This window comes from Methylobacterium oxalidis (assembly GCF_007992195.1).
GTDB lineage: Bacteria > Pseudomonadota > Alphaproteobacteria > Rhizobiales > Beijerinckiaceae > Methylobacterium > Methylobacterium oxalidis.
Genome location: NZ_BJZU01000123.1, coordinates 1 through 11567 on the forward strand (window position 1 = coordinate 1; position 11567 = coordinate 11567).

At 74.6% G+C, this 11567-nt stretch carries 10 protein-coding genes and 1 tRNA gene; 7 read left to right on the forward strand and 4 right to left on the reverse strand.

Annotated features, from left to right (window positions below; all coding sequences use genetic code 11):
- Window positions 1-103: 103 nt before the first annotated feature.
- The 3 genes from MOX02_RS23810 to MOX02_RS23820 form a co-directional block, all read right to left on the reverse strand.
- Window positions 104-1360, reverse strand: a complete 1257-nt coding sequence (locus MOX02_RS23810; protein ID WP_147028321.1) for an aminopeptidase — start codon at window positions 1358-1360, stop codon at window positions 104-106.
- 66 nt (window positions 1361-1426) lie between these two features.
- Window positions 1427-1720, reverse strand: coding sequence for a DUF2218 domain-containing protein (locus tag MOX02_RS23815; RefSeq protein WP_147028313.1), 294 nt, complete (start codon window positions 1718-1720; stop codon window positions 1427-1429).
- Window positions 1721-2016: 296 nt separating this feature from the next.
- Entirely contained in the window at window positions 2017-3525 is a 1509-nt protein-coding gene (locus tag MOX02_RS23820) for an FAD-binding oxidoreductase (protein ID WP_147028322.1), read from the reverse strand.
- A gap of 221 nt (window positions 3526-3746) precedes the next feature.
- Between MOX02_RS23820 and MOX02_RS23825 the strand changes: the two genes are divergently transcribed.
- From MOX02_RS23825 to MOX02_RS23835, 3 genes are all read left to right on the forward strand, one after another.
- A complete protein-coding gene (locus MOX02_RS23825; protein WP_147028314.1) occupies window positions 3747-4445 on the forward strand; it encodes a fumarylacetoacetate hydrolase family protein in 699 nt (232 codons plus the stop codon).
- Window positions 4446-4451: 6 nt separating this feature from the next.
- Window positions 4452-4922: an NUDIX domain-containing protein gene (locus MOX02_RS23830; protein WP_147028315.1), complete on the forward strand. Its 471-nt coding sequence runs from the start codon at window positions 4452-4454 to the stop codon at window positions 4920-4922.
- 121 nt (window positions 4923-5043) lie between these two features.
- Window positions 5044-5118: transfer RNA gene (locus MOX02_RS23835), tRNA-Gly, on the forward strand.
- A gap of 127 nt (window positions 5119-5245) precedes the next feature.
- On the opposite strand, the gene MOX02_RS23840 is transcribed toward MOX02_RS23835, so the two are convergent.
- On the reverse strand, window positions 5246-6241 hold the full coding sequence (locus MOX02_RS23840) for a GlxA family transcriptional regulator (protein ID WP_147028316.1): 996 nt from the start codon (window positions 6239-6241) through the stop codon (window positions 5246-5248).
- A 97-nt stretch (window positions 6242-6338) separates the two neighbouring features.
- Here MOX02_RS23840 and MOX02_RS23845 point away from each other — a divergent pair, with 97 nt between their 5' ends.
- From MOX02_RS23845 to MOX02_RS23860, 4 genes are read left to right on the forward strand one after another with little or no spacing between them, the layout of a single operon-like run.
- Complete coding sequence (locus tag MOX02_RS23845) at window positions 6339-7589, forward strand: sarcosine oxidase subunit beta family protein (RefSeq protein WP_147028317.1); 1251 nt, start codon at window positions 6339-6341, stop codon at window positions 7587-7589.
- A 12-nt stretch (window positions 7590-7601) separates the two neighbouring features.
- Entirely contained in the window at window positions 7602-7889 is a 288-nt protein-coding gene (locus tag MOX02_RS23850; RefSeq protein WP_147028318.1) for a sarcosine oxidase subunit delta, read from the forward strand.
- Window positions 7886-10921 carry a sarcosine oxidase subunit alpha family protein gene (locus MOX02_RS23855; RefSeq protein WP_147028319.1) on the forward strand — a complete coding sequence of 1012 codons (3036 nt, stop codon included), beginning with the start codon at window positions 7886-7888 and terminating at the stop codon, window positions 10919-10921. The genes MOX02_RS23850 and MOX02_RS23855 overlap by 4 nt, the downstream gene beginning before the upstream one ends.
- A complete protein-coding gene (locus MOX02_RS23860; protein ID WP_147028320.1) occupies window positions 10914-11525 on the forward strand; it encodes a sarcosine oxidase subunit gamma in 612 nt (203 codons plus the stop codon). The genes MOX02_RS23855 and MOX02_RS23860 overlap by 8 nt, the downstream gene beginning before the upstream one ends.
- The last annotated feature ends 42 nt before the right edge of the window (window positions 11526-11567 follow it).

Genomic DNA, 11567 nt, shown 5'->3' on the forward strand with positions numbered 1-11567 from the left:
CCGACCTCTTCGGATAGGCCTCAACACCTCACCCGGTCGGCTCGCGCCGACTCGACCTCTCCCGGACGGGAGCGGTGAGGGCGGCGCGCCGTCGGAGGCGATCCTACACCCACTCGCCCTGGCGCATCACCGGCACGGCGCTGCCGTCCGGGGCGAGGCCGTCGACGTCGATCTCGGCGGAGCCGATCATCCAGTCGATGTGGATCAGGCTGCGGTTGGCGCCGCGCTCGGCGAGGTCCGCCTCGCTGAACGCGGCGCCGCCGCCGCGGAAGCACTTGCTGTAGGCCTGGCCGAGCGCGATGTGGCTCGCCGCGTTCTCGTCGTAGAGGGTGTTGAAGAACAGGAGCCCCGAGGCCGAGATCGCGGAGCCCGCGGGCACCAGCGCCACCTCGCCGAGACGGCTGGCGCCCTCGTCGGTGTCGAGAACCCGGGCGAGCACCTCGGCGCCCGTGCGCGCGCTCGACTCGACGATGCGGCCACCCTCGAAGCGCACGCGGATGTCGTCGATCAGGGTGCCCTGGTAGGAGAGGGGCTTGGTGCTCGCCACGCAACCCTCCACCCGCGCCCGGTGCGGCGTGGTGAAGACCTCCTCGGTCGGGATGTTGGCGTTGCAGAGGATGCCGCTGCGCGAGGTCGAGGCGCCGCCGCACCACTCGTGGTCGTCGGCGAGCCCCACCGTCAGGTCGGTGCCGGGGCCGCGGAAGCGCAGGGCGGCGAAGCGCTGCCCGTTGAGCCAGCGGGTGCGGGTGGCGAGGTCCGCGTTGTGGGCCGTCCAGGCGGCGATCGGGTCCGGCCCGTCGACCCGGGAGGCCGCGAAGATCGCGTCCCAGAGCCGGGCCACCGCCGCCTCCTCGGGCAGGTCAGGGAAGACGGCCCGCGCCCAGGCGGGCGTCGCCGCCGAGACGATCGTCCAGTTGGTGGCGAAGTTGGCGATGAGCTCCAGCGCCGGCACGTAGGCCTTCGAGCGGGAGCGGTTGGCCCGCGCCACCCTCTCGGGATCCTGCCCGGCGAGGAGCGAGGGGTCGTCGCCGCTGATGGCGAGGCGGGCGGCGCCCCCGCGGAACGCCTCCGCCATGCCGCCGTAGAGCCAGCCCGCCGCCGTGTCGAAGGCGCTGTCCGGCGCGTGGGCGAAGCGGGCGAGCGTCGCCGCGTCGTCCGCCAGAAGGGTGGTGACCAGGGAGGCGCCGGCCCGGTAGGCCTCGACGGTGATGGCCCGGGCGAGGGGCACCGCGTCGAGGGGCGCCGTCATCACGAGCTCCTGGCCCGGCTGCAGGTTGAGGCCGACCCGGACCGCGACCTCGGCCAGCCGCTCCAACCGCTCCGCGAAGGGCAGCCCGGCCGGGCTGATCTGCGCCTGCATCGTCATCCGCTTCCCCGCTCCTGTGCCGCGTCGATCAGCGGCAAGATCGGTGCGCGGGCGCCGGAATCAAGCGGCGCGGGACCAGGTGATCTCGCCGAGATGCTCGCGGAAGGCGAAGCGCAGCAGATGGTCCGAGACCACGTTCTCCAAGCGCGTCAGCCCGCCGGGATCGGCGGTGGCGACCCGCATCACGAGGGCGTCGGGCTCCGCCTCGAAGGTGCAGACGCGGCCCTCGCCGAAGGGGACGCGGCCGTGGACCGGGGTGCTCTCCACCGGGAACTTGTGGCTCCAGTGGCGGCAGAGCTGCTGCAGGTACCGGCTCGCCTCCGCGGTGGGAACCCGGGCCTGAGAGGTGGGCATCGTCTCAACTCCTCGTCTCGATCGATCGGGCGGAGCGGCGAGGGGCGCGGCGCGGTCCGGCCCGAGGGACGCCGCGCGGGCGCGCGGGCCCGGAGCATTCCCGAACAATCCCGCCGAAGCCGTTAAGGGTCCGATAACGCAAGGCCCGCCGCTCCGATCCGCCCGCGCCCCGCGGCCGGGCGACGGGCCCGGCCATGGCGCGGTGCAGAAGATGATCCTGACCGTATTTGTTGCAACGCACAACTCCCCCTTTCGGTGCCATCCGGGGGCCGGGTGCGGGATGGCACGGCGGAGCCTCAGGGCAGGGCGGAGGGCGGGTCGGCGGAGAGCGCCACGACCTTGCCGGGGTTGAGGATGTCGTGCGGGTCGAGGGCGGCCTTGAGCCGGCGCATCAGGTCGAGGCCGACCGGGTCGCCGTAATGCTGCAGTTCGTCGCGCTTGATGAGGCCGACGCCGTGCTCGGCGGCGATGGAGCCGTCGAGCTCGTGCACGACATCGTGAACGATCCGGTTGAAGCGGGCCCAGGACGCCAGGAAGGCCGCCTTGTCCATGCCGGGAGGCTGACTGAGGTTGAAGTGGATGTTGCCGTCGCCGAAATGGCCGAACGGGCAGGGTCGCAGGCCCGGCATCTCGGCGCGGCAGGCCGCCGCCGCCCGCTCCAGGAATTCGGGCAGCCGCGCCAGCGGCACCGAGACGTCGTGCTTGATCGAGCCGCCCTCCCGGCTCTGCGCCTCCGGCAGGGTCTCGCGCAGGCGCCAGAGGGCGGCGTTCTGCGCCTCGCTCGCCCCGATCGTCGCGTCCTCGGCGAGCCCCGCCTCCAGGGCCTCGCCGAGCGCGGATTCCAGCTCCGCCGCCATGTCGGCCCCGGGCCGCGGGCTCGCGAACTCGACGAGGGCGTAGGTGTCGTGCCGGCCCGCGAGCGGCCGCTGCGTGCCCGGGACGTGGGCGAGCACGATCTCGAGCCCGAAGCGGGGCATCACCTCGAAGGCGGTGAGGCCCTGGCCCGCCGCCCGGCGCAGGCGCTCGAACAGGTCGAGGGCGGCGCGCGGCGAGGCGAGCCCGACGAAGCCCACCGCCCGCGAGGCGGGGCGGGGGAAGAGCTTGAGCACCGCCGCCGTGATGATGCCGAGGGTGCCCTCGGAGCCCACGAACAGATGCTTGAGGTCGTAGCCCGCGTTGTTCTTGCGCAGGGCCTTGAGCCCGTTCCAGACCCGCCCGTCCGCCAGCACCACCTCGAGGCCGAGGACGAGGTCGCGGGCGTTGCCGTAGGCGAGCACCGCGGTGCCGCCCGCGTTGGTGGCGAGGTTGCCGCCGATGCGGCAGGAGCCCTCCGCCGCGAGCGAGAGCGGGAACAGCAGGCCCGCCGCCTCGGCCGCCGCCTGCACGTCCGCGAGCACGGCGCCCGCCTCGACGGTCAGCGTCGCGCCGACCGGGTCGACCGCCCGGATCCGCGAGAGGCGGGCGAGCGAGAGCACCACGCCGCCGTGGGGCACGCCGCCGCCCACGAGGCCGGTATTGCCCCCCTGCGCCACCACCGGCACGCCGGCCTCGGCGCAGGCGCCGACCGCGAAGGCGACCTCCGCGGTGTCGGCGGGCCGCAGCACCGCGAGCGCCCGGCCCCGGTAGAGGCCGCGCGCCTCCGCGAGGTGGGGCGCGACGTCCCCGTCCTCCGTGAGCACGTGCCGCGGCGAGAGCCGCTCGCGCAGCCGCGCGAGGAGGGCCGCGCCCGCTTCGGTGCCGGGCCGGGCGGGCGAGGGCAGGGTGGGCGAGGGCAGGTCGGGCACGGGGCTGGCGGGCTCGGGCATGACCGGGGCGGACAAGTCGGGCTCGGACAGGGTTGGCTCGGACACGGCGGGCTCGGGCATGGCGTCGGCGGGGTCGGGTCGGCGCGGGCGCGCCGGATTCACCCTGCGCGGCGCGTTCTCGCCGCGCGGCGGGACAGATCGGCGCAGGATGCCTTAGTTAGATAGCGGCACGGCCGGGTCTTTGCAGGACCGGGCCTGCGAGAGGCAACGAGGCGAAGTCCATGCTGTCCGTCATCCCGAACCCGCCGCGCATCACCCTGCCGATCGTCGGCAGCGAGGATCAGTTCCCGGTGCGGCGCCTCTACTGCGTGGGCCGCAACTACGAGGCGCATGCCCGCGAGATGGGGGCGGACCCCGAGCGCGAGCCGCCGTTCTTCTTCATGAAGCCCGCCGACGCGGTGCAGGTGGCAGCAGGCCCCGAGCCGACGGACCACCCCTACCCGCCGCGCACGGAGAAGTACCATTTCGAGGTCGAGATGGTGGCGGCGATCGGGCGGGGCGGCCGCGACATCCCGGCGGAGCGCGCCCTCGACCACGTCTACGGCTACGCGGTCGGCCTCGACATGACCCGGCGCGACCTCCAGGACGAGGCCAAGCGCCTGGCCCGGCCCTGGGACCTCGGCAAGGCGGCGGACGCCTCCGCGCCGATCGGCCCGCTGCACCGTGCCGAGATCGTGGGCCACCCGGACCAGGGCCTGATCACCCTCTCGGTGGACGGCGCGCCGCGGCAATCGGGCAACCTGTCGGAGATGATCTGGTCGGTCGCCGAGCAGGTCTCGCTGCTCTCGACCTACTTCGAGCTGCAGCCGGGCGACCTCGTCTTCACGGGCACGCCGGCCGGCGTCGGCGCGGTGGAGCGCGGGCAGACCATGCGGGCGAGCGTCGAGGGCCTGGGCGAGATCGCCCTGCGGGTGGTCTGAGGCCGCATGCTGCTCGACCGGCCGCTCCTGCGGCGCCTGTTCCATCTCGGCGCGCTGGCGACCCGCGGCATGACCCTCGGGGTGCGCGGCGCGGCGATCGACCCGGCCGGCCGGGTCTGCCTCGTGCGCCACACCTACGTGGCCGGCTGGCACCTTCCGGGCGGCGGCGTCGAGCCGGGCGAGACGGCGCACGAGGCGATGCTGCGCGAGTTCCGGGAGGAGGCCGAGATCCGGCCCGACCCGGGCGCGCCGCTGCGCCTGCACGGGCTCTACCGGAACGCCGCCGCGGCGGGCCGCGACCACGTCGCCCTCTACGTCGCCCCCGCCTTCACGGTGGAGCGGGAGAAGGCGCCCGACCGCGAGATCGCGGCCTGCGGCTTCTTCCCCCTCGACGCGCTTCCGGCGGACACGACGCGGGCGACGCGGGCGCGCCTCGACGAGATCCGCGCCGGCCTGCCGCCCGCCGCCCTCTGGTGAGGCGGCCCGGCTTTCCGCGGAGCCGGCGAAACTCGGCGCTTGCAACCGCCGCCGGAATGGTGTTTAGAGACGCCGTCCGGCGCCGCCGGGGGCCACGGCCCCTGAGGGGCACGGCCAGTGAGCGGGTGTAGCTCAGGGGTAGAGCACAACCTTGCCAAGGTTGGGGTCGAGGGTTCGAATCCCTTCGCCCGCTCCAGTTTTCCCAACCGAATGAACGACCTACGAAGAGCCGCCTCCGGGCGGCTCTCGTCGTTTCCGCCTCGGCGCGGCGGATGCGGGGCGCGGCCGCCCTGTCGATCCGTCCGTGGGGGAGGGCCGGATGATCACCCCGGCGCGTCCGCCTGCCGCCGCCGCCGGCGCTCGGCCCGGGACAGCTCGTCGGCGCTGGTGAAGCCCGTCGCGGCGGCGATCTCGGAGGCCGCCAGCGCGCTCTCCCGGCGGAGCTGGTGCGCCCGGTCGAGGCGCAGGTCGAGATAGTGCCGGTGCAGGCCCCGGCCGAGGCGGTCGCCGAACAGGCGCTCGAGCTGGCGCACCGAGACGCGGGCGAGCTCCGCCAGCGCCTCGCGGGAGAGCGGCGCCTCGAGGTTCGCCTCCATGGCGGCGAGCACCCGCAGCAGGCGCGGGTCGCGCACGCCGAAGCGCTGGCGCAGGTCCATCCGCTGCGGGCTCAGGCCCTCCCGGATCTGGTTGTGCAGGAACCAGTCGCTCACCCCCGCGGCGAGGCCGGGGCCGTGGTCGGCCTCGATCAGGTGCAGCATCAGGTCGAGCGCCGCGATGCCCCCCGAGCAGGTCACCCGGTCGCCCTCGATCTCGTAGAGCGAGCGCACCACGTCGATGCCGGGGTAGCGCTCCTCGAAGGCCGGCACGTGCTCCCAGTGCAGGGTGCAGCGGCGCCCGTCGAGGAGGCCGGCGCGGGCGAGCAGGTAGGGCCCGCCCGAGATGCCGCCGATGGTGGCGCCGCGCCGCGCGAGTTCCCGCAGCCACGCGAACAGCGCCGGGTCCTCGAAGCCCGCCGGGTTGCCGCCCGCGCAGACGAAGACCCGCTCCGCCTCCCGCGCCGAGCCGACCTCCACGTCGGTGAGGATCGCCACCCCGTTCGAGGCCCGCACCGCGCCGCCCCCCGGCGCCGCGTGCCACCATTCGTAGAGCGGGCAGCCCGACAGGGTGTTGGCCGCCCTGAGCGGCTCGACGGCGGCCGTGTAGGCCATCAGGGGGAAGTCCGGCACGAGGACGAAGCCGACCCGCACCGGCCCCGCGGGCTCCACCCGCGGCGGCTTTCGGCCGGGCCGGGCGCGGGCGGGTTCTGGACGCTGGCTCATTTCTGCGCGATCTGCCGGAAAGGTGTCGCAGAATGCCAGGGTGCCCGCTCCGGCGGGGCGTATCAAGGGCGCCTCACGGCCGGCGACGGAGGTTTCCATGCGCTACTCGGTGTTCAGCGTCCTCGGGCAGGCGCTGCGCGGCCAGCGGGACTGGAAGCCGCACTGGCGGGACGTGGCGCCCCGCACCGAGTACGACGTCGTCATCGTCGGCGGCGGCGGCCACGGGCTCGCCACCGCCTACTACCTCGCCAAGGAGCACGGCATCACCAACGTCGCCGTGCTGGAGAAGAGCCACGTCGGCTCGGGCAACGTCGGCCGCAACACCACCATCGTGCGCTCGAACTACGGGCTGGCCGGCAACATCCCCTTCTACGAGCACGCGATGAAGCTCTGGGAGGGGCTGGAGGCCGACATCAACTACAACGCCATGGTCAGCCAGCGCGGCGTGCTGAACCTGTTCCACTCGGACGCCCAGCGCGACGCCTACGCGCGCCGCGGCAACGCCATGCGCATGGCCGGCGTCGACGGCGAGCTCCTCGACCGCGAGGGCGTGCGGGCGATGGTGCCCTTCATCGACTTCGACAACGCGCGCTTCCCCGTGAAGGGCGGCCTGCTGCAGCGGCGCGGCGGCACCGTGCGCCACGACGCGGTGGCCTGGGGCTACGCCCGCGCGGCGGACGAGCGCGGCGTCGACATCGTGCAGAACTGCGCGGTGACCGGCATCCGGCGCGAGAACGGGCGCGTCACCGGCGTCGAGACGAGCCGCGGCTTCATCCGGGCGGGTAAGGTCGGCATCTCGGTGGCCGGCTCCTCCTCGCTCCTCGCCGGCATGGTCGACATGCGCCTGCCGATCGAGAGCCACGTGCTGCAGGCCTTCGTCAGCGAGGGCGTGAAGCCGCTCATCGACTGCGTGATGACCTTCGGCGCCGGCCACTTCTACGTCAGCCAGTCCGACAAGGGCGGCCTCGTCTTCGGCGGCGACATCGACGGCTACAATTCCTACGCGCAGCGCGGCAACCTCGCCACCATCGAGGACGTGATGGAGGGCGGCATGGCCCTGTGGCCCGGCCTCGGCCGCCTGCGCCTGCTGCGCCACTGGGGCGGCATCATGGACATGTCGATGGACGGAAGCCCGATCATCGACCGCACCGACATCGGCGGCCTCTACCTCAACGCCGGCTGGTGCTACGGCGGCTTCAAGGCCACCCCCGCGGCGGGCTTCTGCTTCGCCCACACCATCGCCCGCGACGAGCCCCACCCCGTCAGCGCCGCCTACCGCCTCGACCGTTTCGCGACCGGCCATCTCATCGACGAGAAGGGCATGGGCGCGCAGCCGAACCTGCACTGAGGAGCGAGCCCCATGCGCATCCGATGCCCCCATTGCGGCGAGCGCGACAACGGCGAGTTCAGCTACCTCGGCGACGCCGCGCCGGTCCGCCCGGACGGGATGGAGGCCGAGGCGGCGGCCATGCACGACTACGTCTACCTGCGCGACAACCCGGCCGGCGCGATCCGGGAGCTCTGGTACCACGGCGCCGGCTGCCGGGGCTGGCTGGTCGTGACCCGCGACACCCGCACCCACGCCATCAGCGACGTCGCGCCCGCCCGCGACGTGGCGCTCGCCCGCCGCAAGGGAGAGGCCGCATGACGACGATCACGCTCCGCCGCGCCGAGACCGACGCCGCGCCCGCGGCGGCCGACCGGGCCGCCCCCTTCCGCACCGCCGCGGGCGGCCTCGTCGACCGGCGCCGGCCCCTCGACTTCACGTTCGACGGGCGCGCCTACACGGGGCTCCAGGGCGACACGCTGGCCTCGGCGCTGCTCGCCAACGGCGTGCGCCTCGTCGGCCGCTCCTTCAAGTACCACCGCCCCCGCGGCATCCTCTCGGCGGGCTCCGAGGAGCCGAACGCGCTCGTCGAGCTGCGCTCGGGCGCGCGGCGCGAGCCGAACACGCGGGCGACCGTGGCCGAGCTCTACCAGGGGCTCGACGCGCAGAGTCAGAACCGCTGGCCCTCGCTCGCGCTCGACGCCCTCTCCGTCAACGCGCTCCTGAGCCCCGTCTTCGCGGCGGGCTTCTACTACAAGACCTTCATGTGGCCGGCCTCCTTCTGGGAGAAGCTCTACGAGCCGATGATCCGGCGCGCGGCCGGCCTCGGCCGGGCGGCGGCGGAGCCCGACCCGGACCATTACGACAAGGTCCACGCCCATTGCGACGTGCTGGTGATCGGCGGCGGCCCGGCCGGGCTCGCGGCGGCGCTGGCGGCCGGCCGCTCGGGCGCCCGCGTCATCCTCGTGGACGAGGACTTCTCCCTCGGCGGCCGCCTGATCGCCGAGCGGCGCGAGGTCGGCGGGCGCTCCGGCGCCGACTGGGCGGCGACCGCGGAGGCCGAGCTGCGCGGCCTGCCCGAGGTCACCGTCCTGACCCGCACCACCCTGTTCGGCGTCTACGACCACGGCGCCTACGGCGCGGTCGAGCGGGTGAGCGACCACCTCGCCGTGCCGGCGGCCCACGCGCCGCGCCAGCGCCTGTGGCGCATCACGGCGCGCCGCGCCGTGCTGGCGGCCGGCGCCATCGAGAGGCCGCACGTCTTCGGCGGCAACGACCGGCCGGGCGTGATGCTGGCCGGCGCCGTGCGGACCTATCTCAACCGCTACGGCGTGCTGCCGGGCCGGCGCGTGGCGATCTTCACCTCGGGCGACGACGGCTGGCGCACGCTGGCCGACGTCGTCGCGGCGGGCGGGGAGGTCGCGGCGGTGATCGACACGCGACCCTCCGTGCCGCCGGCGCTCCGCCGGGAGGCCGAGGCCGCCGGGGCCCGGGTGATCGCGGGCGGCTACGTCGCCGGCACCCGGGGCCATCTGGCGCTCAAGGCCGTCGACGTCGTCGACGCCTACGGCAGCCGCGAGACCGTCGCCTGCGACTGCCTCGCCATGGCCAACGGCTGGAACCCGGTCGTCCACCTCGACTCGCACCTCTCCCGCCGGCCGGTCTGGTCGGAGGAGATCCACGCCTTCGTGCCGGGCGCGCTGCCCTGCGGCATGGAGGCGGCCGGCGCGGCCGCCGGACGCTTCGGGCTCGCCGACTGCCTGGAGACGGGCGCGAAGGCCGGCGCCGGGGCCGCCTCGGAGTGCGGCTTCACGGCCGCGCCCGAGCCCGCCCCCGCCACCGACCCCGAGAGCCACGCCCACAGCCCGCTCTGGCGGGTGCCGAAGCCGCGGGGCAAGGCCTTCGTCGACTTCCAGAACGACGTGGCGGCCTCGGACGTCGAGCTCGCCCACCGCGAGGGCTTCCGGGCGGTGGAGCACCTGAAGCGCTACACCACGCTCGGCATGGCCACCGACCAGGGCAAGACCTCGAACCTCGCCGGCCTCAGCATCATGGCCGAGCTCACCGGCCGGGCGATCCCGAGCGTCGGCACCACCGTGTTCCGGCCGCCCTTCACGCCGGTGGCGATCGGCGCCTTCGCGGGGCATCACCGCGGCAAGGAATTCCGGGCCACCCGCCACGTGCCCTCCCACGCCTGGTGCGAGGAGCAGGGCGCGGTCTTCGTCGAGACCGGGCTGTGGCTGCGCCCCGCCTACTTCCCGCGGGCCGGCGAGCGCGACTGGCTCGAGACCGTCAACCGCGAGGTGAACACGGTGCGGGCGAATGTCGGCATCTGCGACGTGACGACCCTCGGCAAGATCGACATCCAGGGGCGGGACGCGCTCGCCTTCATCGAGCGGGTCTGCGCCAACCCGTTCGGGACGCTGCCGGTGGGCAAGGCCCGCTACGCGGTGCTCCTGCGCGAGGACGGGCTCGTGATGGACGACGGCACGATCGCCCGGCTCGCCGACACGCACTACGTGATGACCGCCTCCACGGCCAACGCCGCCAAGGTGATGCAGCACCTCGAGTTCTGCCGCCAGTGGCTGTGGCCCGAGCACGACGTGCAGATCGTCTCGGTGAGCGAGCAGTGGGCGCAGTACGCGGTGGCCGGCCCGCGGGCCCGCGACACCCTGCGGGGCGTGATCGATCCGGGCCTCGACATCGGCAACGCGGCCTTCCCGTTCCTGGCCTGCGCCGAGGTCACGGTGGGCGGCGGCATCCCGGCGCGCCTGTTCCGGATCTCGTTCTCGGGCGAGCTCGCCTACGAGCTGGCGGTGCCGGCGGCCTACGGCGACGCGGCCTGGCGGGCCCTGATGGCGGCGGGCGCGGCCCACGGCATCACCCCCTACGGCTCGGAGGCGCTCTCGGTGATGCGCATCGAGAAGGGCCACGCGGCCGGCGCCGAGATCAACGGCCAGACCACCGCGCGCGACCTCGGCCTCGGCGGCATGCTCGCCAAGAAGAAGGACTATGTCGGGCGCCTGATGAAGGAGCGGCCGGCCATGACCGACCCGGAGCGGCCGATCCTCGCCGGTTTCCGGCCCGTGGACCGGAGCGCGCGCCTGCGCGCGGGGGCCCACTTCCTGGCGGTCGGCGCGAGCCCGAGCCTCGCGGCCGACGAGGGCTACATGACCTCGGTGGCCTTCTCGCCCTCCCTCGGCCACTGGATCGGCATCGGCCTGATCCGGCGCGGGACGGAGCGGCACGGCGAGCGGGTGCGCGCCTACGACCCGGTGCGCGGCGGCGACGTCGAGGTCGAGATCTGCTCGCCCGTCTTCGTGGACCCGAAGGAGGAGAAGCTGCGTGTCTGAGCCGATCACCACATGGGCGCCCCGGGGCGCCTGGGCCGGCCACGCCAGGCCCGGGCGGCAGGGCCGGATGCAGGGCGAGGCCGGCGTGCGGCTGACCCTGCGCGAGGGCCTGGGCCTCGCCACGATCATCGCGGGCGACGGGCAGGAGGCGGCGCTCGGCGCGATCCTGGCCGAGCGCTACGGCTGGAGCCTGCCGGAGCCGGGCGCGACCGCGCTCTCGGGCGAGCGCGGCCTCGTCTGGTCAGGGCCGGGCCAGTGGCTCGCGGTGGCCGAGTCGGGCGGGGCCCTCGGCGGGCTTCCGGACGCGCTGCGGGGCGTGGCGGCGGTGACGGACCAGAGCGACGCGCGGGCGATCGTGCGGGTGGCCGGCCCGCGGGCGCGGGCGGCGCTCGCCAAGGGCGTGACGGTGGACCTGCACCCGCGCGCCTTCGGGCCGGGGCGGACGGCAGTGACGAGCATCGCCCATATCGGGGCGCAGCTCTGGCAGGTGGATGCGGGCCCGAGCTACGACGTGGCGGTGGCGCGCAGCTTCGCGGGCAGCTTCTGGTCCTGGCTCATGGACGCCGCCGCCGAGTACGGCTGCGAGGTGCGCGAGAGCGCGTAGCGGTCCCCCGGCCTGGGAGGCACCGCCCCTTCACCTCTCCCG